The sequence below is a fragment of the Rhodoferax sp. GW821-FHT07G04 genome (genome assembly GCF_059418585.1).
In genome coordinates, this window is record NZ_JBWKQD010000001.1 from 1517002 (window position 1) to 1543890 (window position 26889).

Annotated in this window: 27 protein-coding genes; 14 read left to right on the top strand and 13 right to left on the bottom strand. The window is 63.5% G+C overall.

Annotated elements, in window-relative coordinates:
- Positions 1–61 precede the first annotated feature (61 nt).
- Positions 62–901 carry an AraC family transcriptional regulator gene (locus AC07OO_RS07020; RefSeq protein ID WP_495081789.1) on the bottom strand — a complete coding sequence of 280 codons (840 nt, stop codon included), beginning with the start codon at positions 899–901 and terminating at the stop codon, positions 62–64.
- A gap of 63 nt (positions 902–964) precedes the next feature.
- On the opposite strand from AC07OO_RS07020, the gene AC07OO_RS07025 reads away from it, so the two are divergent.
- Genes AC07OO_RS07025 through AC07OO_RS07050 form a run of 6 tightly spaced genes read left to right on the top strand, consistent with a single transcriptional unit; the run spans position 965 to position 4692 of the window.
- A complete protein-coding gene (locus AC07OO_RS07025; RefSeq protein ID WP_495081330.1) occupies positions 965–1381 on the top strand; it encodes a VOC family protein in 417 nt (138 codons plus the stop codon).
- Positions 1382–1434: 53 nt separating this feature from the next.
- Complete coding sequence (locus AC07OO_RS07030) at positions 1435–1842, top strand: hypothetical protein (RefSeq protein ID WP_495081331.1); 408 nt, start codon at positions 1435–1437, stop codon at positions 1840–1842.
- A complete protein-coding gene (locus AC07OO_RS07035) occupies positions 1839–2117 on the top strand; it encodes a hypothetical protein (protein ID WP_495081332.1) in 279 nt (92 codons plus the stop codon). Before AC07OO_RS07030 ends, AC07OO_RS07035 begins: the two co-directional genes overlap by 4 nt.
- Before the next feature lie 31 nt (positions 2118–2148).
- Positions 2149–2688: a DUF1697 domain-containing protein gene (locus AC07OO_RS07040; RefSeq protein WP_495081333.1), complete on the top strand. Its 540-nt coding sequence runs from the start codon at positions 2149–2151 to the stop codon at positions 2686–2688.
- Complete coding sequence (locus AC07OO_RS07045; protein WP_495081334.1) at positions 2681–3829, top strand: aminopeptidase; 1149 nt, start codon at positions 2681–2683, stop codon at positions 3827–3829. Before AC07OO_RS07040 ends, AC07OO_RS07045 begins: the two co-directional genes overlap by 8 nt.
- The gene (locus AC07OO_RS07050; RefSeq protein ID WP_495081335.1) at positions 3826–4692 is read left to right on the top strand and encodes a methylglyoxal synthase; all 867 of its coding nucleotides are present in this window, start codon (positions 3826–3828) and stop codon (positions 4690–4692) included. Before AC07OO_RS07045 ends, AC07OO_RS07050 begins: the two co-directional genes overlap by 4 nt.
- Before the next feature lie 17 nt (positions 4693–4709).
- On the opposite strand, the gene AC07OO_RS07055 is transcribed toward AC07OO_RS07050, so the two are convergent.
- Positions 4710–5123 (bottom strand): tautomerase family protein, encoded by a 414-nt coding sequence (locus tag AC07OO_RS07055; RefSeq protein ID WP_495081336.1) that lies wholly within the window; start codon positions 5121–5123, stop codon positions 4710–4712.
- Positions 5124–5228: 105 nt separating this feature from the next.
- Between AC07OO_RS07055 and AC07OO_RS07060 the strand changes: the two genes are divergently transcribed.
- Positions 5229–6161 carry a LysR substrate-binding domain-containing protein gene (locus AC07OO_RS07060; RefSeq protein ID WP_495081337.1) on the top strand — a complete coding sequence of 311 codons (933 nt, stop codon included), beginning with the start codon at positions 5229–5231 and terminating at the stop codon, positions 6159–6161.
- Positions 6162–6224: 63 nt separating this feature from the next.
- Here AC07OO_RS07060 and AC07OO_RS07065 read toward each other — a convergent pair whose 3' ends face one another.
- Positions 6225–6809 (bottom strand): hypothetical protein, encoded by a 585-nt coding sequence (locus tag AC07OO_RS07065; protein ID WP_495081338.1) that lies wholly within the window; start codon positions 6807–6809, stop codon positions 6225–6227.
- Positions 6810–7043: 234 nt separating this feature from the next.
- Here AC07OO_RS07065 and AC07OO_RS07070 point away from each other — a divergent pair, with 234 nt between their 5' ends.
- Complete coding sequence (locus AC07OO_RS07070; protein WP_495081339.1) at positions 7044–7973, top strand: NADP-dependent oxidoreductase; 930 nt, start codon at positions 7044–7046, stop codon at positions 7971–7973.
- Here AC07OO_RS07070 and AC07OO_RS07075 read toward each other — a convergent pair.
- Positions 7957–8622 (bottom strand): histidine phosphatase family protein, encoded by a 666-nt coding sequence (locus tag AC07OO_RS07075; protein ID WP_495081340.1) that lies wholly within the window; start codon positions 8620–8622, stop codon positions 7957–7959. The genes AC07OO_RS07070 and AC07OO_RS07075 overlap by 17 nt on opposite strands.
- A 6-nt stretch (positions 8623–8628) precedes the next feature.
- Positions 8629–9282, bottom strand: a complete 654-nt coding sequence (locus AC07OO_RS07080; RefSeq protein WP_495081341.1) for an adenosylcobinamide amidohydrolase — start codon at positions 9280–9282, stop codon at positions 8629–8631.
- A gap of 184 nt (positions 9283–9466) precedes the next feature.
- On the opposite strand from AC07OO_RS07080, the gene AC07OO_RS07085 reads away from it, so the two are divergent.
- Genes AC07OO_RS07085 through AC07OO_RS07095 form a run of 3 tightly spaced genes read left to right on the top strand, consistent with a single transcriptional unit; the run spans position 9467 to position 13201 of the window.
- Complete coding sequence (locus tag AC07OO_RS07085; RefSeq protein ID WP_495081342.1) at positions 9467–10828, top strand: vWA domain-containing protein; 1362 nt, start codon at positions 9467–9469, stop codon at positions 10826–10828.
- 25 nt (positions 10829–10853) lie between these two features.
- Positions 10854–12518, top strand: coding sequence for a sensor histidine kinase (locus tag AC07OO_RS07090; RefSeq protein WP_495081343.1), 1665 nt, complete (start codon positions 10854–10856; stop codon positions 12516–12518).
- Positions 12515–13201: a response regulator transcription factor gene (locus tag AC07OO_RS07095; protein ID WP_495081344.1), complete on the top strand. Its 687-nt coding sequence runs from the start codon at positions 12515–12517 to the stop codon at positions 13199–13201. The genes AC07OO_RS07090 and AC07OO_RS07095 overlap by 4 nt, the downstream gene beginning before the upstream one ends.
- Before the next feature lie 118 nt (positions 13202–13319).
- On the opposite strand, the gene AC07OO_RS07100 is transcribed toward AC07OO_RS07095, so the two are convergent.
- From AC07OO_RS07100 to AC07OO_RS07125, 6 genes are all read right to left on the bottom strand, one after another.
- Positions 13320–15326 (bottom strand): sensor histidine kinase, encoded by a 2007-nt coding sequence (locus AC07OO_RS07100; protein ID WP_495081345.1) that lies wholly within the window; start codon positions 15324–15326, stop codon positions 13320–13322.
- A 128-nt stretch (positions 15327–15454) separates the two neighbouring features.
- On the bottom strand, positions 15455–15958 hold the full coding sequence (locus AC07OO_RS07105) for a hypothetical protein (protein ID WP_495081346.1): 504 nt from the start codon (positions 15956–15958) through the stop codon (positions 15455–15457).
- A 156-nt stretch (positions 15959–16114) separates the two neighbouring features.
- The gene (locus AC07OO_RS07110; protein WP_495081347.1) at positions 16115–16633 is read right to left on the bottom strand and encodes an RNA polymerase sigma factor; all 519 of its coding nucleotides are present in this window, start codon (positions 16631–16633) and stop codon (positions 16115–16117) included.
- 5 nt (positions 16634–16638) lie between these two features.
- Positions 16639–16857 carry a YgaP family membrane protein gene (locus AC07OO_RS07115; protein WP_495081348.1) on the bottom strand — a complete coding sequence of 73 codons (219 nt, stop codon included), beginning with the start codon at positions 16855–16857 and terminating at the stop codon, positions 16639–16641.
- 120 nt (positions 16858–16977) lie between these two features.
- Positions 16978–17382, bottom strand: a complete 405-nt coding sequence (locus tag AC07OO_RS07120; protein WP_495081349.1) for a VOC family protein — start codon at positions 17380–17382, stop codon at positions 16978–16980.
- Between the two features lie 6 nt (positions 17383–17388).
- Positions 17389–19080 carry a hypothetical protein gene (locus AC07OO_RS07125; protein WP_495081350.1) on the bottom strand — a complete coding sequence of 564 codons (1692 nt, stop codon included), beginning with the start codon at positions 19078–19080 and terminating at the stop codon, positions 17389–17391.
- A 117-nt stretch (positions 19081–19197) separates the two neighbouring features.
- On the opposite strand from AC07OO_RS07125, the gene AC07OO_RS07130 reads away from it, so the two are divergent.
- The 3 genes from AC07OO_RS07130 (at position 19198) to AC07OO_RS07140 (ending at position 23353) form a co-directional block, all read left to right on the top strand.
- Positions 19198–20709 carry a DUF4118 domain-containing protein gene (locus AC07OO_RS07130; protein ID WP_495081351.1) on the top strand — a complete coding sequence of 504 codons (1512 nt, stop codon included), beginning with the start codon at positions 19198–19200 and terminating at the stop codon, positions 20707–20709.
- Positions 20706–21392: a response regulator gene (locus tag AC07OO_RS07135; protein WP_495081352.1), complete on the top strand. Its 687-nt coding sequence runs from the start codon at positions 20706–20708 to the stop codon at positions 21390–21392. Before AC07OO_RS07130 ends, AC07OO_RS07135 begins: the two co-directional genes overlap by 4 nt.
- Before the next feature lie 83 nt (positions 21393–21475).
- Positions 21476–23353: a potassium transporter Kup gene (locus AC07OO_RS07140; protein WP_495081353.1), complete on the top strand. Its 1878-nt coding sequence runs from the start codon at positions 21476–21478 to the stop codon at positions 23351–23353.
- Here AC07OO_RS07140 and AC07OO_RS07145 read toward each other — a convergent pair.
- Positions 23322–24521: a metallophosphoesterase family protein gene (locus AC07OO_RS07145; protein WP_495081354.1), complete on the bottom strand. Its 1200-nt coding sequence runs from the start codon at positions 24519–24521 to the stop codon at positions 23322–23324. The genes AC07OO_RS07140 and AC07OO_RS07145 overlap by 32 nt on opposite strands.
- Before the next feature lie 25 nt (positions 24522–24546).
- A complete protein-coding gene (locus AC07OO_RS07150; protein ID WP_495081355.1) occupies positions 24547–26853 on the bottom strand; it encodes a TonB-dependent receptor in 2307 nt (768 codons plus the stop codon).
- Between the last annotated feature and the right edge of the window lie 36 nt (positions 26854–26889).

The window sequence follows — 26889 nt, forward strand, 5'->3', positions numbered from 1 at the left end:
AACAGGCTTGCAGTCTCGGGCGGCAGCCGCCCGCCGTCTTGAACGCCATTGCAGCGCGGTCTCATTGGCCCGATGCTTGCCGCAGCGCACCCGGCGTGAAGCCAAACTGGCGCGTGAAGATGCGCGTCATATGGCTCTGGTCGGCAAAGCCGCTCGCTGCGGCGGCATCGGCCAGGCTCGCCCCGGTGCGGATATGGCGGCGGGCCAGCTCGGCGCGCTGTTGCAGCAACCAGGCGTAGGGTGTCAGGCCATAGGCTTTCTCAAAGCGGCGCAACAGTTGGAACTTGCTGACGCCGGCCAGCGCCGCCAGTTCGCCCAGCGTAGGTGGCTGCAGCGGGGCATCGGCCAGGCGCTCCCATGCATGGCGAACATCGGCCTGCGCCGCTGCGGCAGGTGCGCGATTGGCGTGCTGCGCCAGCAGACTGCCGCATACGGCAGCCAGAGACTCTTCGCAAGCCAGTGCGTCAGCCGTGCTGGTGTGTCGGCCCGCATCCCACTGCTCCACCTGGGTGAACAGCCGTTGCAGCAAAGGGCGCAACTGCGGATCGTGCAACACCGGGCGGGTCAGCTCCACTCCACACGAGTCCACAGACAGCGGATGCCCCACCATGGAAGCTATCACCGCCGGTTCAATGTAGACCATGCGCCAGCGGCGCGACGGCCCGCCCAGCGGTTGCCCGTCGTGTACCTCGCCGGGGTTAGTGGTGATCACATCCCCGGCAAAGGCCTCTACCGTGCCACGCCCGCTGGCCGAACGCTGCGCACCGTCCTCCAACAAGCCTACGCCAAACACCGCATGCCAATGCCGGCCAAAATGGCGGTCACTGTCCAGGTGCGTGCCATACACGCCGGCCCAGGGCGAGCCAAAGACTTTTGCGCGGTGATGGGGGGCCTGCTTCATCATGTCGCATGATTATGGCCACAGGCTCATTCGCCATAGAAACCACGCTTCAAAGGTACTGACATGCCCTCTTCCATCTTTCACCTTGCCTTCCATGTACACGACCTGGAGGCATCGCGCCAGTTCTACGGCACGGTACTGGGCTGCCGCGAAGGGCGCAGCACCGACACCTGGGTCGATTTCGATTTCTTCGGCCACCAGATCTCGCTGCACCTGGGCACACCCTTCGCCACCACCAACACGGGCAAGGTGGGCGCGCACCTGGTGCCCATGCCCCACCTGGGCATCATCCTGCAAATGGCCGAATGGCAGGCACTGGCCGACCGGCTGACGGCCCAGGGCGTAGCCTTTGTGATGCCACCGGGCATACGCTTTGCGGGCCAGCCGGGCGAGCAGGCCACGATGTTCTTTCTGGACCCATCCGGCAACCCGATCGAGGTCAAGGGTTTTGCCGACCTGGACGGCGTGTTTGCGAGCTAGGCACGCCAGGGGCACAATCTGCACAACACTTACAACCCTGGGAGGTCTTCATCATGTTTCCATGGCTTTGGTTTTGGGCACCGCAAATTCACTTCCCTTGGAGCGGAAGCGTTGCACAGCAGATTGAACCCAATCTGGGCTGGTTTTTCGGCGCGATTCGCCCCGAGTCGGGCAACGGTACGATAGAGCGCGAGGCCTTTGACGTTGCAAGCTATGGCAAACAACTCGGCCTGATCAACGAAGCCTTGCTCGGTCTTTCAGGCCGTGGAGCGGTGACGCCTGAGCAAGCCAACCTGGCGCTGGATAGACTGGAAGAGATTCGAGTGAAGATTGAATCCCTGAAGAGCATGAAGGCCGCGACCCTTATCGACTCGCTGTCATTGCAACTGGAAGCGCTGCGCCTGAACCAGCCCGACGTATTCGAGCAACTAGCCCAAAAATTCCAATTGAACGCCCCATGAGCAAATCCACTACTGTTTCCGTTGTCGTTGCCTGCATCGCTGTGGCCCTGGCCTTCGCGCTCAATCCGTCGGCCGAGCAGCACCGGGCCAAGATCAAGGCGTCCATCGCCGAGCGCAGCCCCGTGGCCGGCATGCTGGGCGTGGGTGCGTTGGCGGCGTTTGCATCGACCTACCATCCGCTGGGCGTGGCCTCGTACACCACGGTGGGTGACAAGACCGTGTCCTGGGGTGCGTTTGGCATGGTCTTCTTCATCCAGCCCTCGCTCGACAAATAAGACTGGCTTCGGCACGGGAAGCGCAGCCACCATGCAATACGCGGTCTTCTTCCGCAACCTCAACCTGGGGCGGCCTCTTGCGCCCACCAAGGCCCAGTTGGAGCAGTCCTTTCTGGATGCCGGTGCCGTCAATGCCCAATCGTTTCTGACCAATGGCACGATTGCATTCTCGGCCAAGCCGCGCGCCAACCCGCACAAGCTGCTGGAGCGGGCCGCCAAGCAGTTGCACGCCGTGTGTGGCCTGGTGGAACCGGGCTTTTTGCGCACCATGGATGCCCTGCGGGAGTTGGTGGCCCTGCAGCCCTTTGCCGGCGTGGATGCCGCATCGGTCTACCAGTGTTGCGCGACCTTTCTGCATGCCGACGTGACGGAATTCCCGGCCGTGCCCTGGGTATCCAAGCGCGCCGATGTGGAGGTGCTGTGCTTCACCGCGGGCGAGGCGCTGAGCATCAGCCGCACCGTGGGCAACACACCGGGCAGTCCCAATGCTTTGCTGGAGAAGCACTTTGCCCTACCCGCCACCACGCGCAACTGGAACACCGTGGTACGGCTGGTGCAAAAGCATGGCTGAGCCACGGCGCAGGCCCATGCTGTGGGCCGCGGCAATGGCACTGCTGCTGGCGCTGGCCCTGGTAGCCGGCTGTGCGGACCTGGCCTACTTGGCGCAGTCGGCCAATGGCCACCTCAAGATCATGCGGGCGGCCCGGCCCGTGGAAGAGTGGCTGGCCGAAGACAGCACCCCCGCAAAACTGAAGCAGCGCCTGCAACTGTCGCAGCAGATGCGGCGCTTTGCAGTCGACACTCTACACCTGCCCGACAACGCCAGCTACCGGCGCTATGCACAGCTGGACCGTCGCGCCGTGGTGTGGAATGTGGTGGCAGCGCCGGTCTATTCACTGCGGCTGGAGACCTGGTGCTTCCCCGTGACCGGCTGCGTGGGCTACCACGGCTACTTCGACGAGGCAGACGCCCAGGCCCAAGCCACCACCTTGCGCGCCCAGGGACTGGAGGCCAGTGTCTACGGCGTACCGGCCTACTCCACACTGGGCTGGACCAATTGGCTGGGCGGCGACCCGCTGCTGAGCACCTTTATCCACTACCCCGAGGGCGAGTTGGCGCGGATGATCTTCCACGAGCTGTCGCACCAGGTGCTCTACATCCAGGACGACACGGCCTTCAACGAATCCTTTGCCACCGCAGTGGAGCGGCTGGGCAGCAACGCCTGGCTGGCCACACACGCCGACGGCGCAGCGCAGGCCGAATACACCGCCTTTGACCGGCGGCGCCAAGCGTTTCGCAGCTTGACTGCCCACACCCGCCAGCAGTTGATCGCCCTGTACGCAGCCGATGCCAACGCCCCCCTGAACGACACCGAGCGCAAGGCCCACAAGGCGGCTGCCTATGCCGAGTTCCGGCAGTCGTACGCAGTGCTCAAGCAACAGTGGGGCGGTTACGCCGGCTACGACAACTGGGTGGCCGAGGCTAACAACGCAGCCTTTGGCGCAATGGGTGCATACGACGATTGGGTGGGGGCTTTCGAGGCGCTGTTCCGCCAGGAACACGGCGAATGGCTGGCCTTCTACGCGGCGGCCAAGCAACTCTCCAAGTTACCACGCGATAACAGGATTGGGCGTTTGCAGCAGCTCAAAGAGAGGGACAATGAACATCGGACTGCAACGACCGTCTTGCAGCAGCGTACGGATACACCATGAACTTCGGACTCGCCGCCCACCGCCTGCACCGCCTCGGCCCCGACAGCAGCCTGCTGCGCTGGGCACGCGCCTGCGAGCCCGGCCTGCGGGCCTTGGGCCTAGGCCTGCACGCCACGGGCGGCGCCTTTGACGCGCTGAGCAAACACAAGCTGCTGGACGGCCAACTCATCGACGTGGGCAATGGGCGCGATGGCGGGTTGATGCGCCTGGTCTCACGCATGGCCGGAGGCCTGCAACCGCAAGACGCACTGGAGGGCGTGTTTTTCCTCGTCGACCCGGTGGACCCCACATCCATCTACCCCGAGGCCCTGGCCCTCAAGCGCCAGTGCGTGACCCACGGCAAGCCCTTTGTATCCACACGGGCCGGTGCGTTGGAATGGGTGGCCGTGGAGCTGGCCAATGCCGAGCTGGACACCGGCCTGGTGCCCGACGCCGCGCCGCTGTTCGCGCTGGAAAACCAGGTGGCGGCGCTGATCGCCCACGATGCATTGAAGGACACCATGGTGGCCTTTGCCGCCGAGCACTTCGACACGCTGTCGCGCTTTGCCGAGCGCGTGGCTACCGGCACCACCGGTAGCCGGCTGAACGCCATGGCCTGGTCACGCGGCTGGCCGGCACTGCAACCCTGGGTCAACTGCTACCAGAGCGGCCCGCTGGGCGGCGACGCGCAGATCGCCGAGTTGGTGCTGGACCAGCGCTGCCACAAAGTCATCTTTTTCGAAGACCCCCACGTAGCCCGCCAGCACGAAGCCGACATCCAGTTGATGGAACGCGCCGTCTGCAGCACCCAGCACGCCACCACCTGCTACAACACACCGGCCATGGCCCAGCAATGGGCTCGGGCAGCGGCGATCTTGCGTTAGGCCGCGACGGGGGGCGGCTATGCCTTGGCCGCGGAGCCAGGCTGCTGCACCAGATTCATTGCAAATTGGCCTTCACCCGAAGACCAGTCAGAGTAGTCGTTCTCGTGCATGAAGATGTACACATCCTGCGGCGCCACGCCGGCGCGCGCGTGCAGGTTGCGGACAATGGCCGCGTAGAGTGCACGCTTCATCGCGTCGCTGCGACCGCGGCGCATGGTGATCTCCACCACCACAGAGCGCTCTGAGCGCGCACCGCCATTGAAGGTGCGGCTGTACCAGAACTGCCCCGGCGCATAGGGCGCCACCATGTTGAACAGCTCGTCTTGCGGCATGCCGATGCTGTCGACCAGGGCTTGGTGTATGCCTTCCACAATGCCTTGCTGCTGGGCCGGGCTGGTGTCGTGCGGGAGGTTGGTGCGTATGAATGGCATGTGATTTTTTCTCAATGTGTAGTGGCAACGGTTGAGATTTTCAAGAAGAAACAAACCAAAGAAAAGCGACTTTTGCGGCCTTTCAATGTGACTTAAACTCAATTCATGAAACGCCGCCTGCCACCACTCAACGCACTGCGCGCCTTTGAGGCGGCGGCCCGCCTGGGCCGGATGACGGCGGCGGCCGAAGAGCTGTCGGTCACGCCCGGCGCCATCAGCCGCCAGGTGCAACTGCTGGAGCAGCATCTGGGGCAGCGCCTGTTTGAGGGCTCCAAAAACAAGCCCCAGCTCACCCAGGCCGGGCACAGCCTGCTGCCCGCCCTGTCGGCCGCGCTGGACAGCATGGAGGCCGCGGTGCGTGCGGTCAGCGACGACGCCAGCGGCACCCTGGATGTGGCCTGCTTCAGCACCTTCACCGTCAAGTGGCTGATACCCCGGCTGTTTGACTTCAATGCCCGCTACCCCGACATCGAAGTGCGCCTGCGCACGGGTGGGCCATTGGGCGAATTGGAGCGTTCGCGCTGCGATCTGGCCATCGCTGTGGAGACGCCGGAGCAGCAACAGCAGCGCACCGTTTCATCGGCCGATACGACAGCAGCCAGCACATTGGATCTGTTCCCCGAATACCTGGGGCCGGTGCTGGCGCCCTCTCTGGCGGCGCGCCTGCCCCTGCACGCACCCGCCGATCTGGGCGCGCACCTGCTGCTGCAGGCCAAGACCCGCCTCAACGCCTGGCCGATGTGGGCAGCCGCGCGGGGCTGCGCATTGCCAACGCCGGGCGGCACGGCATTTGAGCACTACTACTTCACGCTGCAGGCGGCCGTGGCCGGCTTGGGTGTGTGCGTGGCGCCCTGGCATCTGGTGGCGGACGATGTGCAAGCGGGGCGCTTGCTGGCGCCGATGGGTTTTTGCAACAGCGGTTACCGCTATGTTGCGAAGCGGCGGCCCGAGCGCAGCCACAAGCTGGACCTGTTTTGTACGTGGCTACAGGCCCAGGCGGCAGAGTTTCAACAGCCGGCTTCTATGCCGAACTCCTGAATTTGTAGCGCATTGTGCTTATTTCACGGGGGCTAGCGCCCAGAATGGCAAAAGGCGCTTGGCCTACAGCGTGGTGTTGGGGTTGGCCCGCTCGAACGCCCGGGCAAAGCGGTCCACATTGAAGCGGATGGTGACCGCGTCGTCTTCCAGCCGGGTGAAGCGCAGCGGCACCTTCAGGTAGGAGCGCACCACCAGGGCCACGGCCACCAGGGGCAGCACCATCATCACGATGCCGTTGAGCATGGAGCCCCAATTGGTGGTGGTGGGCTGCGGCGCGGCCACTTTGGCGCCGGTCTTGTGCATCAGCACGGCCTGAATGACCAGAACCACGGCGATCAGCGTGGTGCTGGCAAAGAAGTACGCCACCCAGCGCAGCGTGCGAGGCAAGCCGCCGTTTTGCGTGATCCATCGCTCGAACGATTTCCATCCCGAAGCATGGGCGCGGCACACGGGGTAGCCCAGTTCCAGCGTATGGGTCTGGGTGTGGATGCGGCCCAGCAGCAGCATCCAGGGTTTGACCACCTTGGTGTCGGTCACCTTGGCAGACACCAGGCTCAGGTCGTCCTTGGCGCCGCACTGCGCGCAGTAATTGGGCCAGCGCACCGGGTTTTGCTCGTCCGACGTCACCACCTTCACCGTTTTTGCCATGCACTGCCTCCTGGAAAAAACCCGACTCTACCCGACTGCGCAGTCGCAAAACAAACGCTCCCAAAAAGATAGCGCTATGCACAGCATTGACGAGGGCTATCGGCTATTTTGATCAAACGTGACTCTCAATAGTTGCTCAATAGACAACAATCAAATGCCATATAAGGCACTTCCAAAGCAACAAAGTGATGCCTAAACTGCAGGCATTCGCAACCACAACAGGAGTTCAAGACCATGAAAGCAGCCATCGTTAAAACCTACGGAAGCAAAGTAGAAGTCGCCGACATCGCCCAGCCCACGCTGCGCGACGACAGCCTGATGATCGCCGTGCACGCCACCAGCGTGAACCCGGTGGACAACCTCATCCGCGCCGGCTACCTGCAGGCCATGCTGCCACTGCCCCTGCCCTACACCGTGGGCAACGATGTGTCCGGCGTGGTGACCGCGGTTGGCAAAGACGTGAGCGGCTTCAAAGTGGGTGACGCCGTGTTCGCACGACCCCAAAGCATGCAATCGGGCACCTTTGCCGAGTTTGTCGTCGTCAAGGCGGCCGATGTGGCGCGTAAGCCCGCCAACGTCAGCCACGAACAAGCCGCCTCGCTGCCACTGGTGGCGCTGACCGCCCTGCAAGGTCTGGTGAGCAAAGGCAAGCTGCAGCCCGGCCAGAAGGTGCTGATCCACGCCGGCTCCGGCGGCGTAGGCTCCATCGCCATCCAGATCGCCAAGCACCTGGGCGCCACCGTGGCCGCCACCACCAGTACCGACAACGTGGACCTGGTGCGCAAGCTGGGCGCCGACACCGTCATCGACTACCGCACACAAAAATTCGAGGACATCGTCAAGGACTACGACCTCGTGCTCGACACCCTGGGCGGCGCTACCCGCGAGAAGTCGTATGGCGTGCTGAAGAAGGGCGGCCGCCTGGTCTCCATCATCGCCCCGGCCGACACCAGCGGCACCGCCGACAAGCTGGGCGTCACATCCGAAGTGTTCTTCATGTGGCCCAGCGGCGAGCAGTTGGCACAGATCGCCCAATGGGTCGAGCAAGGCGCCGTCAAGCCGCTGGTCGACAAGACCTATACGCTGGACCAGGCGCAGGCAGCGTTTGACTACAGCCAGTCGGGCCGCGCCAAGGGCAAGATTGTGGTCACGGTGCAGCAGTAGTCAGCAAGACCACCGGCGCTACGGCGGCAACAGCCCCGTCCGCACGTGCCACGGTCCAGCCACCGTGCTGGTGGTGCACCTCGATCTTGTCGCCGTTCAAAACCGGGTGCAGGCTGTTGAAAGACCAGAAGTGCGCCATCGTCTGGTGCGCGGTCCAGGCAGGGTAGAGCAACGACACACGCAGGGCCTGCATGAACTGCCCATGGCTGAAGGCGTACACCAGCGACTGGGGTGGTAGCGCGGCCAGCCGCGCCAGCGTGGCATCCACCCGCCCCAGCATGCATGCGAAGCTCTCGGCACCCGGCCCATCGCAATAAGCAGGGTCACCGCGCTCCCAATAGGCCTCAATGAACGGCAGCCGCTGCTCCCGCGCACTGCCATTCCAACGACTGGGCTCCAGGTAGGTGAACTCTTCCATCGGCAACACCTCCACCGGCACCTCCGGATAGCGGTCCATCGTGGGCTGCGCCGTGCGTTGAGCCCGCACATAGGGCGAGGTGGCAATCAGAGTGGGCGCTTCCTGCCACGACGCCGCAACAGCATCCGCCTGCGCACGCCCAGTGTCGGTCAACTCTATCTTGGACAGGTCGAAGGACGGGATGCCGATATTGCCGGTGCTTTCGCCGTGGCGAATGAAGATTACGCGCATCAGTTCTTATACCGCCAACAGCGAATCCTGCACCGCCTGCCGCACCGCCCCGGCCATCAACCACCCAACCAGGGTTGCGGGGCCCGCATAGGGCTGTGCGGGCCCGCGCCCCGTCGTGGCCACGGTGACCGTATCCGTAGAGGTGCCTGTGGCAAGCGTGCCATCCGGTGTGCGGACGTCCATCGCATGGAGAACGGCCGACTTGGCTTCTGTCACGGTGATGATGGCGTTCAACAGGGCCGCCCGGGAGAGCTTGGCGTCCAGCAATACCATGACGTTGATCGTGCCGGGCTTGGACGCATAAGGCGGCGAGATGCCGGCGCTGGTGGCGTTGCCTACCCCGGCAGTCGTGGCCACACCCACACGCAGGCCCCCTTCCTCAACGAACACCACGCGGGCCTTGCGCAGGGGCACGGCGGTCAACAGCCCGACGAATGAATCATGGACACCACAACGCGCCGCTATGGCCCGCAAGTCGGTCGCGGGGGTGTCCGAGCTGTAGTCTTTGCCCACATGGGCGTTGAGGATGTGGCGCACCCGCCGGAACCCGCCGCCGAAGAAGGAAGACGAAACCGTCGTCAACAGCTCCGAACTTTGAATGTGGATGGCCTCGGGTTTATGGTGGATGGTGATGCCTGGAATGCAAGTCGGTGCGGACATGGAAATGAGTCTAACGGGTCGGCTGAGGTGGAACCTTGCAGCACGTGCCCATGCGCGCGCCGCGCCCATACAAATTTCTCACAAATTTCTCAACTTTGATTCACCACCGGAAAGGGAGAATCCGAAACACTGGCCTTGCAATGACCCTTCATCACTGCGACACCCTTCATTCCAGGAGCCTCCCATGAAAATCTCTCTTCGCCTTCTCCCACGCTGGCGCCATCTGCTACAGGTATTGACCGCCGGCCTGCTCGCCGCGCATGGTGCGCAGGCCAAGACCATTGACTTCAGTGCCAGCCTGGCAACCCCCGTGGTGCAAGCGGGCAAGGCGCAAACCGCCTTTCTGAAAGTGGCGCTGACGGGCTTTGAGCTGGCGAGCCAGGGCGACCGGCCGCTGGCCAATGTGGCGATCGTGATTGACAAGTCCGGCTCCATGTCGGGCGAGCGCATCGAGCGCGCCAAGGAGGCCGCCACCATGGCCGTCAACGGGTTGGGGAGCAACGACATCGTCGCCGTCCTGGCGTTTGACAACACGGTCGATGTCGTGGTGCCCGCGACCAAGGTGTCCGACAAGTCCCGCATCGCGCAGGCCATCGCCAACATCCGCGTGGCCGGTGGCACGGGCTTGTTTGCTGGCGTCAGCAAGGGCGCCGCCGAGGTGCACAAGTTCTTGGACAAGACCCGCGTCAACCGCGTCATCTTGCTGTCGGATGGCCAGGCCAATATCGGCCCGAGCTCTCCGGCCGAGCTGGGGCAACTGGGCGCCATGCTGGCGCGCCAGGGTATCAGCGTCACCACCATAGGGCTGGGCACGGACTACAACGAAGACCTGATGACGCAACTGGCCGCCAATAGCGATGGCAACCATGCGTTTGTGGAGAATTCGCGCGATCTGGCGCGCATCTTCCAGCGCGAATTTGGCGATGTGGGCTCGGTCGTTGCGCAAGAGGTGGTGGTGACGATCCGCCTCAAGCAGGGCATCCGCCCGCTGCGCATACTGGGGCGTGAAGGCGAAATCACCGACGGCGTGGTGCGCCTGCGCATGAACCAGTTGTACAGCCAGCAAGAGAAGTATGTGGTGCTGGAAGTGGAAGTGCCCGCAGGCAAGGCCGGGGGCCAGATGGATCTGGCAGCAGTCGATGTTTCTTACCTGAACATGCACAGCAAGAGCAAGGACAACCTGAGCCGCGCGGTGGCGGTCAGCTTCAGCGCATCGACCGAGGCAGTTGCCAAAGCCACTGACAAGAAGGTCATGGAATCGGCGGTGCAACAAGTGTCCAACGAGATGAGCAAGGAAGCCCTGCGGCTGCGGGACAGCGGCAAGGTCGAACAGGCCAAGCAAGTCATGGAAGCCAACACGACTTACTTGGCGGATAAGGCTGCCGCGCTGGGCAGCGCCGCGGCCCCCGCACCGGCCCTGGCTGCGATGGAAGCGGAGTCGCGCAAGCAGTCCGTCCAACTGGATTCCAAAGACAATGCGCAGTGGAATGTGTCCCGCAAGAAAATGAAGGAAGACCAGTTCAAGCTGGAAAAGCAACAGCGCTGAATCGCGCCACACCCAGGAACCTGTTTTGCACAAGAAGATTGCTATCGCCCTGCTACTGATCGTGCTGCTGCCCGTGGCCGGTTTGACGTGGCTGGGTTTGCGCATGGCACACAACGAGCAGCAGGTGGTGGCAGCGCAGGTGCAGGCACTCGTCCACGCCCAATTGCAGGGGGTGGACGATGCCATTCAGGGCTATTTCCTGGAGCTGCAAGACAGCTTGCAGGCGCAGTGGGCGCAAGGTCCACTGGACAACCGCAGCCTCAAACAGATGGCACGGGAGTCCGCACAGGTGCAGCAAGTGCTGGTGATCGCTGCAGACGGTAGCCGGGTTCTGCCAGCCCCCGGAGCGGCGCTGAGCGAGGCAGAGAAACAGTTCATGCAGCGCACGTCTGCGTTATGGGACAACCCCAGCCTGCTGACCCAGGGCGGTCCCCTGCCATTGGCCCCCACCAGCACGCCAGGCTTGGGTAGCTCCGCAAAGAAGATGCGTTTGTCGCCTGTGGGCAAAGGCATGGACAAGATGGACGCTGGCCCCGCGCAATCGGGTTGGTATGCCTGGCATTGGAATGCACAACTGCACCATCTGCTCTGGTGGCGTGACCCACAAAACCGGATCGTTGCACTGGAGCTGGCGCCCGTAGCCCTGCTGTCGGACGTGATCAGCCGCCTACCCAACACCGGCGCGGATGCAAACCCGGGCCAGACCCGCACACGGCTGGTCAATGCCAGTGGCCAAACGGTCTACGAGTGGGGCGCTTACCAACCCGCGGATAAGGAACGCAGCCTGGCCATGCTGCCGCTGAGCCACCCCTTGGCGAGCTGGAAGCTGGAGTACTTTGCACCCGCTTTGCAGGGCCGCCCCGCGGCCAACACATTTGGAATCGTGGCCGCAGTGCTCAGCATAGCCCTGGCCTTGGCCGGCCTGGCGCTGTATCTGTACCGGGAACAGCAGCGCGAGCTGCGAACGGCCCAGCAGCGGGTAAATTTTGTGAACCAGGTGTCGCACGAGTTGAAGACGCCGTTGACCAATATCCGCATGTATGCCGAGCTGCTGGAGGCCGAAGTGGCCGATGGCTTTGCCGACGCACCCGCGCAGGATGGCGCCAAGGCACACCAGTACATCGGCGTCATCACCACCGAGAGTCAGCGCCTGTCGCGCCTGATTGCGAACGTGCTGAGCCTGGGCCAATCGCAGAAATCACAGCTCCGCCTGGCGCTGCAGCCAACCCGTGTGGATGACGTGGTGGCGCGGTGTGTGGCCGCCTTCCAGCCCGCGCTGGACGCCAAAGGCATTGCCGTGCAGGTGGACGCGCACGCAAGCGCGCAGGTGATGCTGGACCCGGAGGCACTGGAGCAGATTCTGAACAACCTGGTCAGCAATGTCGAAAAATACGCCGCAGCAGGCGGTGCCATCCACATCAGCAGCCAGCAAGACCAGGACATCACCATGGTGGATGTGCGCGACTTCGGCCCCGGCATTGCGCCGCAAAACCGCGGCCGCATTTTTGAACCGTTTTACCGGGTCAGCTCCCGGTTGACCGATGGCGTCAGCGGCACCGGTATTGGACTGGGCATAGCCCGCGAACTGGCGCGCTTGCACGGCGGCGACCTGGTGGCGCTGGACGTGGCCAAGGGCGCGTGTTTCCGGCTCACGCTGCACGCCCCGCAGGCACAGGAGAACACCCCATGAAGATTCTGATTGCCGAGGATGACCCGCACATTGGCGATGGCCTGTGCGCCGTGGTCGAGGCCGAAGGCTATACGCCGATGCTGGCCCGCGATGGCGAACAGGCCTTGCAGCTGTTCCACAGCCATGCCCCGCAGTTGATACTGCTGGACATCATGATGCCCAAACGTGATGGCTATGCCGTGTGCCGGGAGATTCGCCGTGTGGACACCCAGGTGCCGGTGATTTTCATCAGCGCCAAATCGGAAGAGATTGACCGGGTCGTGGGCCTGGAGTTGGGCGCCGACGACTACATCGTCAAACCCTTTGGTGTGCGCGAAGTCATTGCGCGCATCCGTGCCGTCACGCGGCGCACGCTGGCACAAAGCCCCGCCAAAGAGTTGTCCGCGGAATCCCTGCGCCTAGGCGACCTGGAGGTGTTCCCCACCCAATTGCGCGCGCGCCGGGGCGCGCAGCAAATGGACCTGAGTTTGCGTGACGTCAAAATTCTGCAATGCCTGTTCGAGCAACGTGGCCAGGTGGTGGACCGTGACACGCTGTTCAATACCTGCTGGGGCCGTGACTATTTTCCCAATAGCCGCACACTGGACCAGCACATCTCCAAACTACGCAAACTGGTGGAGCGGGATGCCAAGCACCCTGAGATCATCTGCACTGTGCATGGGGTGGGGTACCGCTTCGACTAGACCAGCAGCGACCCGCGCAGCGGTGGAGCGTGAGGGCCGCAAATCCGCGCCGGGCCGCCCCAAGCGGATTTAGCCCCCTCGGGGGGCAGCGACCCGCACAGCGGCGGAGCGTGGGGGCCTACTGTCCCCCCGGGGCCACCAACGGTATCTCCAGGGTAAATGCCGTGCCCTGCCCCAGTTGGGTCTCCACTTTCAGGCTGCCGCCCAAGGTGTCGCGAACCAGGCGTTGGGCGTAGGTCAGGCCTACACCTGACCCACCTTGATCGGGCTTGGTTGTAAAAAAAGGGGCGAATACATTGGCGGCCGTCTCCGGTGCCATGCCACACCCGTTGTCGCTGACAACGAGACGCAGACGCTCGCCGTCCATCTTGCACGCCTCGAAGGAAAGGACGCCGCTGGCGTCGTTAGCGGCGAAGGCGTGTACGGCGGCGTTCTGCACCAGATTGAGCAAGACCTGGCCCAAGGGGCCGGGGTAGCTGTCGAGCTCCAAGCCGGTTGGTACCTGGCGGGCTATACGCCAAGAGACTCCGCGCAACGTCGGCGCCATCGTGCTCAGCACCTCGTCCAACAGGCGATCCAGCGTGAACTTGCGCCGCCGCCCAGATGCCTGGTGCACCGCAAAGTCCTTCAGATGCACAGCCAAGTCACCGGCCCGCATGCCAGCGTTTTCGATGATGTTGATGCCCTCTGCCATGGCGGCGAGGAATTCGCTCAAGTCACTGCGTTTCACCGCGCCGCCAGCGACGGCATCTTGAAACTTCTTCAACCGCTCGGCCAACGCCGTGGCGCCCAGGTTGATATTGCCAATCGGCGTGTTGAGATCATGGGCAATGGCGGGGACGACTGCAGCCATCACTGCCAGTGAATGGTCTTTGTCATACTCCGCCTGCACCTGCAGCAAGGTGGCGCCGGTCTGGTGCAACTGGTCGGTGCGTTGGCTGAGCTGCGCGCCCATGTGGTTGAAGCTGGCCGCCACACGCAATAACTCGTCACGGGTTTCCAGCACGATGGGCGTGGCCAGGTCGCCTCCAGCCATACGATCGGCGCCTTCTTGCAGGGTTCGGATGGATGACATCACGGCCAGGTAGACACCAGCCGCCAGGTAGCTGAACACCAACACCGACACCAGGACCCACACGGCACCTCGCCACATCTGTTGCCGGAAACCATCGATGCGCGCCAGCAGCAGTTCTTCCAGCAAGGGCAGCAGCGGTTCATGCACATATTCAAAACCCAGGTCTATGGCAGCCGTGGTCTTGGCCACGTAGAGTGCCGGCGGCGTGGAGAACTTTGCATTCAGGATGTCTTCACGCACGATCTGCAGCGTGGCATCGGTCACACTGCGAAACTGGGCCGTAAAGTCGTAGACACGGTCCGCCACCTGCGGGCTGGTGGCCTCGATCTTGTTGAGCGTCGCCTCCAGCTCCTCGCGTTTCGCATAGAGCACCGCGACTTCACCGGCGAAACTGGTGCGTCCGGCATCATCGATGGACTGGGTCGCCAGCACGCCGGTGCCGTGGGCGCGCAACTGCCCCAGCAGCTCCAGTGTGCCGGGCAGATGGTTGGTTACCGCGGCCATCAGGTAGTAGCTATTCGCGTCCGGGTCCAGAATCAGCAAACTGGTGTCACCAACCTGGGTGACCATCAGCAGCAGCTCCTTGATGAGGTCGGTATGCGCCACGCGATTGGCGTCCACGGTCATCTGCATGCCATCGTTGCGCAGGCTGGTCCAGTGCTCTTTGATCTTGTGCCAGCGTGCCACGATGTTCAGGCGTACGCCATGTTCCGCGACCGCCACATCGACCGCGGCCATAGCCGTCTGTACCTCAGCCTGCTTGGATGTGCGTTCGGCGTCCAGTTGTGACACACCGCCCACCACGGCAGCGGACAAACCCCGGTGTTGCTGAACCTTCTGTACCAGTACCAGCAGGGGTCTGTCCACCGCCAGGCCCGCCAGCTCCTGGCGCGCGGTGTCAATGTCCCTTTGCAGGTTGGCCGCAAAGGGATAAAACAGATAGAGGATTTCAGCGAGAGCAAGGACGCCGATGGTGGCGAATTTGTACGGATACTTCAGACGAAGCATCAGCTTGACGGCAGGGGCAAACAACACTTTCAGTTTGCGCATGCGTTTCTTTCTGTTGCGCCTGTTGAAGCGGAGACCCGCTAGCAAAACGCATCATATTCCGCTGCAACGGGGCCGACAAGCGCCGCTTACCTTCCCCGCAACTGGCATCTCAGCCAGGCGTGTGCGCGTCAGCCCACAGCCTGCATACGCCCGCGGTGGGATGCGCCCAGGCTCACAACCCGCGTGGTGTCGACGCCGGCCGAAAGACTGGCCTTGGGCGTGAAGGCAGGTGACGACAGCAGCGCCGTGCACAACTCCAACACCAGTTGGTCCTTGATGGCCGGGTCGTCGTAGGCGTGAAAGGCTTGCTGGCCCAGCAGGTCCCGGGTGAACTGGCCATCGGCCTGCAGGTACAGGCGTAGCAGGGGCTGGTCGCTGCCCTCCCAACTGTGGGTGAAGTCAAACTCCAATGCCTGGATACGGCCATGCAGCGCCACCGGGCGGGGCTTTGCCTCCACCTTGCACCCCAGGCCGTAGCACGTGATGCCCGTGCTGGCAGCCGCGATGTTGCCCAGTTCCGGTTTCCAATTGGGCGACGGTGCCTTGGCGCATTGCACAAATTTGGCATACAGGGCTTCAAGCTCTTTGATGGCGACAGCGGCTGCGCGGGCAGCTTGACTCAGGTCTTGCATAGGTGGGCTCCAATGGAAGGCTTAGCGGCCTGATCACGCGCCGGGCGCATGTCGCCCTGCGCGTCAGGTGGCCCATTGTGTGGGTGGCTCGGCGGCACCAAACGCGTCAAAGTGTGTGAGTTGTAACGTGCCGTAAGGCCACGCACCGCACGGGGTTCAGGCCAGCAGGTACTCCCGCGTCAGCGTGCGGGCGCGGTGCAAGCGGCTCTTGACCGCCGCTGCTGTGAGTTGCAATTGGGCTGCAATTTCGGCGATGGACAACTCCTCAAAGTCGCGCAGCAGGATGACCTCCAGGTACTGCGGGGGCAGTGACTGCAAGGCCGCCGCCAAGTCCACCCGCAATTCATCGGCGGAGTGTTGCGCCGCCCACTGCTCGACCGCCGCCTCGTCATAGGGGTCGTAGCGCAGGGTCAGACGGCCCAGGCGCCGGCACTCGCGCTTGACGACCTGGAACAGCCAACCCGAGAATGCCGCTAGCGTACGTACCGATCGCAACTGGCGCGACAGGATCAGCAGCGCCTCTTGCACTGCGTCGTCCACGTCGCTGATCAGGCAATGGCGCTGGGCATAGCGGCGCACGTCGGGACGGCACAGACGCAGCAGGGTTTCCAATGCCCCCAGATCCCCCCCGTGGGCCGACTCCAGAACCAGGGTTTGCTGCGCGTCGAGTGCCATGGCAGTCAGGCCTTTCTACGACTGTCCAGACGGCGGCCCACCAGGGCACACATGGGGCAAAAGCCAACGAGGCCCGTCAGTGCAATGCCCACCGCGCTACCCGCGAGCAACCAACCCGTGGTACCGGCAAAGCTGTACAGCGCGAAAGCTGCGGCCACAAGCCCCAGCACAAGGCGCAGCGTGCGCTCCCAACCGGGAACGTTTTTGACATAAAAAGCAGACATGGTGTGTAACCTCATTCAAGCACAGGGGAACATTCCCTGAAGCTAAGAGGCGGCTAGATGGCAAATGGATTCGCGGCCTGAAAAATATTTCTCGTGCGGCGCACGCACCATGCTTTGCTGTCACGGAGCATGGGGCTTTGGCGTGTGACAGGCGACGCACAGCTTGTTGCCATCGGGATCGCGAAAGTAGGCGCCGTAATAGTGCGCGTGGTACTGGGGCCTGGGGCCGGGCGGCCCCTCACAGCGGCCACCATGGTCCAACGCCGTCTGGTAGACGCGGCGCACCGTCGCCTGGTCGGCCGCCAGGAAAGCCACCATCTGCCCATTGCCAGGGTTGTGCGGTTGACCGTCGAAGGGCTTGCCGATGACCAGCAGGGGGCGGGTACCGTCCACGCTGTGCCAGCCAGCCCAGCCCTTGTCGTGGTCACAGAAGCGCTGACCAATGCCCAGGCCGCCCATGACGGCGGCGTAAAAGGCGTGGGCGCGGTCAAAGTCCGTCACCCCGATGAACATATGCGAAAACATGCTGACTCAATCCTCTCTGTTCGCTGAGCGTGCAGCCCCGGTTTTGCCACCTCCCCAGACCACGGCCAAACCGGCACGGACCTTGGCGCGTAGCGTGGTGCGCTCATCCGCCAGCGCTTCCAGAAAGTCAGACAGGCTTCTGGAGCGAACGATGGCAAACAGCACCATGCCCACAAACACCAGGGTTGCCAGCACGCCATGCACCAGCCGCTCCAGCGGCGGGCCCTCGCCAAACGCAATGATATTCATGCCAAAGTAGCCCGTGGTGACCGTGGTGATGAGCCCCAATATGGTGATCACCGTCAGCCGCACCACGGTATTGGACTGGCGGCGTTGCGAGTCACTGTCCAGGTAATGGCTCATCTCCTTGATTTCGTCGCGCACCTCGCCATACAGCGCATCGTTGCGCAGGTGGTCGGAGCACATGCGAAAAGCGGCCTGCACGTGGGGCCGCTCCGACAGCTCGTGGAACCAGTAGCGGTGGGTGAAGCGCAAAAAGGTCTCGAAGTTGGCGCGGATGCGGCGCTTGAAAGCGCGCACTGAGTCATCATCGTCGATCTTCAGTGCGTTGACGGCGCCCACCAGAATGTCGGAGAACACCAGCAGGGCGGCCCGGTGCAGGTGGGCCAAGAGGAACACCAAGAAATACTGGTGGCGGAACTGCGCCAGCACGCCCCGTTCGCCGTCGGCAAAGAAGGGCGCCGCGCTGTCCCCTACCACCATCATCGAACTGCCGGTGCAGATGAAGCGGGTGTTGGGCCCATGGTCGGTATCCACCCAGAACCGGTCCTGGCAGTACAGCCTTTCGAAATCCATGACCGTGGGCTCGTTGACCGGCAGCGGCTCGTCCGGGTGCAGCTTGGATGCCAGCCCCAGGCGCACCCACTCCTGGGGTGTCAGGCTGCGGGGGTCTTCCAGGGCCAGAAAGGCGGTCAACGGCATGCGGTGGTATTCGATCAACCGAAAGCGCAGGGCACCGGGCTCATCGGAATCCGCCAGCACCAGGGGGCGCAGCACGCTGGCCCAATGCTCCGAGATGCAGGGGCTGCGGTGCTGGCAGACGAACTTCAAAAACTTCTCACGGTTGCCCGTGTCGGAGCGTGCCAGCACCTGGCCATCGTGGCCCAGCCATTCGGCCGAGTAGGCGCTGTGCAGGCCACCACCCTCCTCATCCCAGCCTGAGGGATAGGCACGGCCGAAGCGGAACAGGATGTTGCGCGCCATGTCCAGCGAGATGTTGCGGGCCCGCACCTCCAGGTTCAGTTGCACTACATCCAGGTCGTCGAAGAAATACAGGTCGGTGTGCACCACCTCCAGTTCGATCGGTGTATGGCCTTCGCGCAGCACGACGCGCAGCTTGGCAATGTCCTTGCGGCGAAACACGTGGATGGGCGAGTCCTTGGCGGCGTCGTTGCCATTGCGGCGGTCACAACGCCCCTCGCCATACAGGAAGCGCTGCACATAGGGCAGGAAGGACACGAACTCGCGGTAGTGCCGCTCGCGGAACTGGCTGGGGTCCTCGGTGAACTCGTCGTCTATGCTCTTCCAGGGGTGGGTGCCGGCGGTGCGCTCCAGCTCCTCCCAATGGCGCACCCGGCCCATCTCCAGCGACAGCGGCTCGATCTGCAAAGGCCACACCAGGCTGGCGTGGAACAAACGAACCCGGCCGTTCGAGGTGGCGGTGTCGGAGGTGGGCACGTTGGTATCCCGCGGTGGAGGTAACAAAATTCTAGTCCTCTCACACCCAACAAGCTAGCGGTGTCCAACAACGTCCTAATGCAATCCTGATGCCCGTGGTGGTACGCTGGCTGCACCATGCAAGAAGAAGCCGCCACCGCACCTGCCAAGCCCCCTGCCCCCGCCCAGTGGTCCAACTGGATCGTGCTCGTCGCCCTGTTGGCCGCCGCCACCCTGTGCGGCTTTGCGATGGACCGCCATGTCTCTCTGACCAGCCAGGCCATGGTCTATGTCTTGGCCGTGGTCGTAGCCGCCTACCTGCTGAACTGGAAGGAGTCGATTGCCGCCGCACTGGGTGCAGTCACGGCCTTCAACTTCTTCTTCGTGCCGCCCCGCTGGACGCTAGAGGTGGAAAGCCAGGAGCACCTGATCACGCTGTTCACGATGTTGCTGCTGGCCCTGGTCATCAGCCACCTGGTCGCCGGCCTGCGGCGCGAAACCGAGGTGGCCAAGCTCCACGCCCGCCGGTCGCGCCAACTGCAGGAGCTGGCCAGCGCGCTGTCGGCCTCCAGCCCCGAGCAGGACATACTGGCCCTGGGCCAGGCCGCCCTGGACAGTGCCTTTGCCGGCCCCAATGTGCTGGCGTTGGCCCACGACCAGGCGGAGCTGGATCTGCCCCCCGCCCTGCAAGCCTCGGTGGGTGACGGCCTGCGCTGCTGCATGCGCGAGGCCGCCGTGCTGGGCCCGGGCACGGGCCGCTGGCCCGGGCTCAATGCCTGGTACCTGCCGCTGCTGGTCTCGGGCCAGCGCTGCGGCGCGGCCTGCGTGCAACCGGCCAACGCGGCAGACCATGCGGGGCGCGAACACGCCCAAGCCCTGTGCACCCTGCTGGCCCAGGCCCTGCTGCGCCAGCGCCTGTCGGTATCCATGCAAGAGGCCCGGCACGAGGCCCAGCGCCAGCAGGTGCAAAGCACGTTTCTGGCGGCCATCTCGCACGACTTCCGCACGCCACTGGCGGCCGTGGTCGGGGCGGCATCGGCGTTGCAAACTCAGCGAGACAAGCTCAGCACCGCCGAGCAGGAACGCCTGCTGGGCAGCATCGTCAGCGAAGCCACCTACCTGGCCACCGTCACCGAAAACACCTTGCAGTTGGTGCGCCTGTCCAATGCCACCCAAGACATCACGCTGGACTGGGAATCGGTGGAGGAGATGGTGGGCGCGGTGCTGGCCCGCCTGCGCCAGCGCGACCCCACGCGGCGCATCAAGTCCCGCGTGCCGGAGGGGCTGCCCCTGGTCAAGGCCGATCCGGTGCTGATGACGCAGCTGCTGGCCAATCTGCTGGACAACGCCCTGAAGTACAGCAGCGAAGCGATTGACCTGGTGGTCACGGAGGCCGAGGGATGCCTGCGGGTGTCGGTCAAGGACCGCGGCCCCGGCATCCCCGAGGCTCTGCAGTCCTCCATCTTCGAGCCCTACTCCCGCAACGACCACTCGGGCCAGCGCGGCGCGGGTCTGGGCCTGGCGGTGTGCCGGGCCATTGCCACCGCCCACGGGGGCACGCTGGTCTTGCGCCGGCGCAGCGGTGGCGGCAGCAGCTTCACGCTGTCCCTGCCGCTGCACGCCCAACAGCCGGTATCGGAGGCCGCATGAGCCTGCGCGTGCTGGTGGTGGAAGACGACCGCGAAATCCGGGCGCTGATCCAGTCCTCGCTGTCGGTGGAAGGTTTTGTCGTGCAGACGGCGGTCTCGCTGCGCGAAGCCCAGGCCCTGCTGGCACATGCCCCACCCGATCTCATCGTGCTGGACCTGGGCCTGCCCGATGGCGATGGCGTGGAGCTGGTGCAAAGGGTGCGCCGCCAGCACAGTACGCCCATACTGGTGGTGTCGGCCCGCCACCAGGAGGCACAAAAGATCGCCTTGCTGGACGCCGGAGCCGACGACTACCTGACCAAGCCCTTCAGCGTGGGCGAGTTGCTGGCCCGCATGCGCGTGGCCCTGCGCCACCGGGGCACCGCATTGGCAGCGGCCGTCACCGTGCATGCGCTGGATGACCTGCGGGTGGACCTGGGGTTGCACCAGGTGCAAAGGGCCGGAGAAACCCTGCACCTGACACCCACCGAGTTCAAGCTGCTGGCCCGCCTGGTGCGCAGCGCCGGCCGTGTCGTCACGCACCGGCAACTGCTGACCGATGTCTGGGGCCCCGAGTACACCGAGCACACGCACTACCTGCGCCTCTACATGGGCCAGCTGCGCGCCAAGATCGAGCAAGACCCGGCCGAACCGCGCCACCTGCTGACCGAAACCGGCGTGGGCTACCGCCTGGCCGTCGATTGACGCGATTCCGCCTATGCCCGCACTTATGCGTTCCTGATGCCCGTACGCCGACAGTGCGATCCTCTTCACAAGAATAGTTTGCAATGGCCAACACCACCCACAAGGAAAGCCTGGCGGCACTGACACTCGGTGCGCTGGGCGTCGTCTACGGCGATATCGGCACCAGCCCGCTGTACACAATGAAAGAAGTCTTCAGCCCGGCCACGGGTATCCCGTTGGATGCCACGCATCTGATCGGCGCCGTCTCCACCATCTTCTGGGGGCTGATGCTGGTGGTCACGCTCAAATACGTGGTGTTGATCCTGCGCGCCGACAACCGGGGCGAAGGCGGCATCATGGCGCTCACGGCGCTGGCCGTCAAAACCGCGGGGCAGACCCCACGCGCCCGGACCATCTTGCTGTTGACCGGCGTGCTGGGCGCGGCTCTGTTTTACGGTGACAGTGTCATCACGCCCGCCATCTCGGTACTCAGCGCCGTAGAAGGCCTGGAGGTGGCAACGCCTGCCTTCAAGCCCTATGTGCTGCCGATTTGCATGGCCGTCATCGTGGGCTTGTTTGCCGTGCAGCGCTTTGGCACCGGCGTGGTCGGCAAGCTGTTCGGCCCGGTGATCGTCGTCTGGTTTGCCGTGCTGAGCCTGGTGGGCGTGGTGGAGATTGCGCAGCAGCCCGCCATCCTGGCGGCTCTGAATCCCTTGAATGGCTTGGCATTTTTGTACGACCAGGGCTGGCATGTGTTCGTGGCGGTAGGCGCCATCGTGCTAGCCTTTACCGGCGCCGAGGCCTTGTATGCCGACATGGGCCACTTTGGCAAGCGCCCCATCCAGATCGCCTGGACCGGCCTGGTACTGCCCGCGCTGGCCATCAACTACATGGGCCAGGGCGCCTTGCTGATGCGCGACCCCACGGCACTGGAGAATCCCTTCTTTCGCATGTTCCCTGCGCTGTGGCTGATACCCATGGTGGTGCTGGCCACCATCGCCACCGTCATTGCCTCGCAGGCCGTGATCTCCGGCGCCTACTCCATGACCAAGCAGGCCGTGCAACTGGGCCTGCTGCCCCGCATGCAGGTCCTCTACACCAATGTGAAGGAGGCCGGACAGATCTACATGCCCGGCGTGAATTGGCTGCTGCTGGTCTCCGTGCTGCTGGCCGTGGTGGGCTTTGGCAGTTCGTCGGCCATGGCCGCGGCCTATGGCATTGCGGTCACCGTGACCATGCTGATCACCACACTGCTGACTTTCTTTGTGGTGCGCTATGGCTGGAACTACCCGCTGCCCGTGGCCCTGGCCGCCACTGGTGCCTTTTTGGCCTTGGACGCCTTGCTGGTCGCATCCTGCTCCATCAAGCTCCTGCAGGGCGGCTGGTTCCCTCTGGTGTTGGGCATGGCCATCTTCGCCATCATGGCTACCTGGCGGCGGGGCCGCGCGCTGTTGATGGACAGCATCCGCCAGGACGACCCCGAGCTGCTGCCTTTCATCACGGCGTTGTCGTCCGACACCACGCACCGTGCCTCGCGCACGGCCGTGTATGCGGTGGCCAACCCCGGCACCGTGCCCCAGGCGCTGATGCACAACCTCAAACACAATCAGGTGCTGCACGAGCGCAACCTGATCCTGACCGTGGTCTTCCACGACGTGCCCTGGATCGCCTTTGACGAACGCGTGCAGGTGGAGGCCCTGGTGCCCGGCTTCTGGCGGGTGCAGGTGAACTACGGCTTCAAGAACACGCCCGACATTCCCAAGGCCCTGGAACTGTGCAAGGCCCAAGGACTGGCGATCAACCTGTTCGAGACGTCCTACTTCCTGAGCCGCGAGATCATCGTTCCCACCAAGGGCTCGGGTATGAGTCATTGGCGCGAAGCACTGTTTGCGCTGATGTCGCGCAACTCGGGCAGCGTGGCGGACTTCTTCCGCCTGCCCAACAACTGCGTCATCGAATTGGGGACGCGGGTGCAGATTTGACCAGGCGCACGCGCTGCAACACCTTGGTGGGGCCGAAGGCGTCGCTGAAGCCATAGGCCGTGAGGTCGACCCGCCCACTGCGGCGCACATCGACCATGGCCCAGGCATAGGCGCGGTCGCTCTTGGGGTGCAGCGTCTCCTCCGTCGGCTTGGCCTCCCACGGAGAGCCGCCGGTGCCTGCCAGCACCTGCCATGCACCGCCCTGCGGTTGCACCAGATTGAACATGTGCTGGTGGCCACAGAAATAGGTGGCGCCGTACTGCTCGATGACGCGCCAGAATGCATCACGCGGGTCAGGAAGTTTATCCAGGCCCGAGCCTTCGGCCTTCTTGGGCTTGCGGGTATAGACGTAGGTGAAAGCCTGCTTGTGCCCAAACACGAAGAAGTGCCGTGCGCCTCGCGCCTGGGCCGCCTGCAGGTCACTAGCCAGCCAGGCAGTGGGGGCGGTGCCGTCCTTGCCAACGGGGTCGGTGTTGATGACCGCGAAGTGATTGTCCGCCACATCAAAGCTGTAGCTGAGCTGGGATTGGTCACTGACCAAACCGTCTTGCGCGGCATTGTTCTGCACATTGACGTTGGTGGCGTCTTGGCCGACCAGGGCTTTGAAGCGCTGGGTGTCGATGATCAGATCACCCATATTGGCGCGCCACGCGTCTTCGTTCTCCGACACGGCCTTCTTGCCCGCGGCCTTGGACTGCACTTCGTGGTTACCCGGCACCGGGACCACATAGGTCCCAGCCTCCATCAGGGTCGCCACCATGCCGCGCCAGAAGCCGTACTGGCGATAGAACGCCATCAAGTCTGACCCCACAACATCCGCCACAGCGGTAGATGCTGTGGGACCGGCCACGCCATAGCCCATGACCATGTCGCCGTTGAAGAAGAGCAGTTGGTTCTTCTGTTGGCCCACCTCGCGCAGGATGCGGCTCAAGGCCTTGCTGTTTTGCAGCCAGATGCTGTCTTGCGCAGACAAGGGGCCGGTGGTCGGGTCAAAGCCCACCGGGTCCTGGCGCGAGTCCCCCACGGTGGCAAAGCGCAGAACCACGGGGTCGGTCTTGGCTTTGCCATGCGGGGCGGTGTGGGTTGCCGCCTTTCCCTGGTGGGCTGCACCGACCAAGGCCAGGCCCAATACCAGGGCCCGTGCGAGTGTTTTTGCGACCATGCTCATGGTGTTTCCAGGACAAGCGGCTGCGTCAGAAGTCTGCCTTCAGCGACACCTGGAAGCTACGCGGCGTCTGGTAGACGTAGGTGTCGTAGTTGGTGGTGGTCCCCGTGCTGATGGCGGTCACGGCATTGCCATCCAGCACATTGAACACATTGAACTGCAGCTTGAGCTTCTTGCCAAAGGCGTTGGCACCGTTCAAGGTGTAGGCCACCGCTAGGTCCAGCGTGCCGTAGCTGGGCGTCTGGTAGTAGTCGTAGTAGGCCACGCCGTTGATGGGCGCCTTGCTGGCGGTGAAGTCCTTCTGGCGCACCGGCCCTGTCACCTTGTAAAGCAAGGAGCCCGACCAGGCTCCATCGTTGTACAGCGCCCCTAGCGCTGCGGTGAACTCGGGTGCGTTGGCCAGCTGCAGGCCGGTGTCCGTGGACTTGGCGTCATTCAGCGAGGCGTTCGCATAAGTCGAGAAGCCGCCGCCCAGCACGTAGGCCATCTGCCCTTCCAGCCCCTGGTACGTGGCGCCGCCGATGTTGGTGAAATAGCTGTCCGTGCCCACCGTCACCGACTGCAGCTTGTTGGTGAATTCAATACGGTAGATGTCGGCATCCCAGGTCATGCGGTCGGACTTGCCGACGATGCCGAACTGGTAGTTTGTGGTCTTCTGCGGATCGGTGCTGTTCAAGCTGGGGTTGGCCACGTACAGCGTGTTGAGGTCGGGTATCTGAAAGCCTTTGGCGTACTGGGCGTACACCGCCAAGCCATCGCCGATCTTTTGGTTGACAGTCAGAAAGGGCAGTGTGGAGGTATAGGTCACCGAACCGGAGTCGTTGACCAGGCGCGTGGTCTGCGCAACCGGCGAAGTGTGCGAACGGGTGATGCTGATGTACTTGACGCCTGGTGTGATCTGCAGGTCCGAGGTCACCATCCACTCGTATTCCACAAAGGGCTGCGCGGTACGTATCGTGGACTGCTGGTCAAACTTCACGCTGTTGATGGGGCGGGTGCTACCGGGCAGCGTGGCACTGGTCGGCACGCCGACAATCGCCTTTTCAATGCCGTTGTAGGCCATGTTGAGCACGTTGATGTCGTACTGGTGGCGATCCGTGGTGGATGTCTCCAGCCACACGCCGCTGCGCAATTGACCCACATCCCCTTGCTTGGTGAGCTTGAAGATGTCGCCCCACACCCGGTATTTGTTCTGCTTGTCGATACCGGGGATGACGGTCACCACACCGCCCACCAGGGTGCGCGGGTCTTTGGTGGTGGCCGGTGTGGTGCCGGTCCAGGTGGGGTCGTTGCTGGAAATGGTCTGGTTGTTGTAGGCGTAGCTGTACAGCGCGTTGTCGGTCTTCCAGCCATTGCCCCAATCGCTGCGCAGGCGCAGGTAGTCGAAGTCCGTGTCTTTGTTCGTGAAGTTGTAGCCCCAGTAGTTCAGGCTGCTGGGGTCGTTGTCCAACTGGAAGTTGCGGCCATACAGTGCGGTCTGCGATTGGGTTGCACCCTTGTTGCTGTCAGGCTGCTGGTACTTGGTGTTGTTGACCGATGAGAACAGGGTCAGCACCGAACTGTCGCCGATTTTGCGCTCGTATTTCAGCGTCAGGTTCTGCGCCTTGATGGGGCTGTAGCTCAAGTACCCGTCGGACTGCAGGTTCTGGTAATTGAGTTGCAGAGTCCCCTCGCCTGCGCCCTCCATGCGGCCACTCTCATAGCCCGCGCCCAGCAGGCGGGTGTTCCAACTGCCCAGTGTGGTGAAGAAACTGGCGGACGTTTCCTTGGACGGCTTCTTGGAGAACAGGTTGATGGAACCGCCAAACGTGGCATAGCCCAAGTTGCTGGCGTTGCCAGGGCCGCGTTCGACCACGGCACCCCCGATGATGGTGCCCGGGAAAAACGATGTGGAGTGGTGGGCCGGATTGTTGGTGTCACCCCAGGGGATTCCGTCAAAGGTGATGTTGTACTGATCATCACCAAAACCGCGCAGTGACACTTTGGTCTCCCCCAGGCCGGGGCCATTGGCCGCTTCCCCTGAAACACTGGGCGCGATGTTGACGATGCGGCTGTACTCGGTGGTCGGCGCCACCGACAGGTCCATGAAGTCCCGGGTGATGACGGATTGGGGTTGGGTCGCGTCCAGGCTGGCTTGGGTGGGTGCTATGGCTGACGCCGTACCTTTGGCGGCCGTTCCATAGGCGCCGGACTGCACGGTCACGCTGACGGGCGCCAACTGCAAGGTGGGTTCAGCGCCATCGGCGTAGGCGTTCTGGATGCCCAGGGCCAGGGTCGTGAGGGCAACGGCCAGAGGGGGGCCGTATTGGCGTGCAAAGCGCAATGGATGTGTCATGGTTAGGGGGTTGGTGGTTACTGTGCAAAGCCACCG

Excerpts from the sequence above, each read along its gene's own strand:
- AC07OO_RS07115 (WP_495081348.1), bottom strand. The coding sequence starts at position 16,857 with ATGTCTGCTTTTTATGTCAAAAACGTTCCCGGTTGGGAGCGCACGCTG.
- AC07OO_RS07135 (WP_495081352.1), top strand. The coding sequence starts at position 20,706 with ATGAGCCTGCGCGTGCTGGTGGTGGAAGACGACCGCGAAATCCGGGCG.
- AC07OO_RS07070 (WP_495081339.1), top strand. The coding sequence starts at position 7,044 with ATGAAAGCAGCCATCGTTAAAACCTACGGAAGCAAAGTAGAAGTCGCC.
- AC07OO_RS07105 (WP_495081346.1), bottom strand. The coding sequence starts at position 15,958 with ATGCAAGACCTGAGTCAAGCTGCCCGCGCAGCCGCTGTCGCCATCAAA.
- AC07OO_RS07020 (WP_495081789.1), bottom strand. The coding sequence starts at position 901 with ATGAAGCAGGCCCCCCATCACCGCGCAAAAGTCTTTGGCTCGCCCTGG.
- AC07OO_RS07045 (WP_495081334.1), top strand. The coding sequence starts at position 2,681 with ATGGCTGAGCCACGGCGCAGGCCCATGCTGTGGGCCGCGGCAATGGCA.
- AC07OO_RS07145 (WP_495081354.1), bottom strand. The coding sequence starts at position 24,521 with ATGAGCATGGTCGCAAAAACACTCGCACGGGCCCTGGTATTGGGCCTG.
- AC07OO_RS07055 (WP_495081336.1), bottom strand. The coding sequence starts at position 5,123 with ATGCCATTCATACGCACCAACCTCCCGCACGACACCAGCCCGGCCCAG.
- AC07OO_RS07075 (WP_495081340.1), bottom strand. The coding sequence starts at position 8,622 with ATGCGCGTAATCTTCATTCGCCACGGCGAAAGCACCGGCAATATCGGC.
- AC07OO_RS07085 (WP_495081342.1), top strand. The coding sequence starts at position 9,467 with ATGAAAATCTCTCTTCGCCTTCTCCCACGCTGGCGCCATCTGCTACAG.
- AC07OO_RS07095 (WP_495081344.1), top strand. The coding sequence starts at position 12,515 with ATGAAGATTCTGATTGCCGAGGATGACCCGCACATTGGCGATGGCCTG.
- AC07OO_RS07150 (WP_495081355.1), bottom strand. The coding sequence starts at position 26,853 with ATGACACATCCATTGCGCTTTGCACGCCAATACGGCCCCCCTCTGGCC.
- AC07OO_RS07110 (WP_495081347.1), bottom strand. The coding sequence starts at position 16,633 with ATGGCACTCGACGCGCAGCAAACCCTGGTTCTGGAGTCGGCCCACGGG.
- AC07OO_RS07050 (WP_495081335.1), top strand. The coding sequence starts at position 3,826 with ATGAACTTCGGACTCGCCGCCCACCGCCTGCACCGCCTCGGCCCCGAC.
- AC07OO_RS07035 (WP_495081332.1), top strand. The coding sequence starts at position 1,839 with ATGAGCAAATCCACTACTGTTTCCGTTGTCGTTGCCTGCATCGCTGTG.
- AC07OO_RS07030 (WP_495081331.1), top strand. The coding sequence starts at position 1,435 with ATGTTTCCATGGCTTTGGTTTTGGGCACCGCAAATTCACTTCCCTTGG.
- AC07OO_RS07040 (WP_495081333.1), top strand. The coding sequence starts at position 2,149 with ATGCAATACGCGGTCTTCTTCCGCAACCTCAACCTGGGGCGGCCTCTT.
- AC07OO_RS07065 (WP_495081338.1), bottom strand. The coding sequence starts at position 6,809 with ATGGCAAAAACGGTGAAGGTGGTGACGTCGGACGAGCAAAACCCGGTG.
- AC07OO_RS07100 (WP_495081345.1), bottom strand. The coding sequence starts at position 15,326 with ATGCGCAAACTGAAAGTGTTGTTTGCCCCTGCCGTCAAGCTGATGCTT.
- AC07OO_RS07025 (WP_495081330.1), top strand. The coding sequence starts at position 965 with ATGCCCTCTTCCATCTTTCACCTTGCCTTCCATGTACACGACCTGGAG.
- AC07OO_RS07130 (WP_495081351.1), top strand. The coding sequence starts at position 19,198 with ATGCAAGAAGAAGCCGCCACCGCACCTGCCAAGCCCCCTGCCCCCGCC.
- AC07OO_RS07120 (WP_495081349.1), bottom strand. The coding sequence starts at position 17,382 with ATGTTTTCGCATATGTTCATCGGGGTGACGGACTTTGACCGCGCCCAC.
- AC07OO_RS07060 (WP_495081337.1), top strand. The coding sequence starts at position 5,229 with ATGAAACGCCGCCTGCCACCACTCAACGCACTGCGCGCCTTTGAGGCG.
- AC07OO_RS07080 (WP_495081341.1), bottom strand. The coding sequence starts at position 9,282 with ATGTCCGCACCGACTTGCATTCCAGGCATCACCATCCACCATAAACCC.
- AC07OO_RS07140 (WP_495081353.1), top strand. The coding sequence starts at position 21,476 with ATGGCCAACACCACCCACAAGGAAAGCCTGGCGGCACTGACACTCGGT.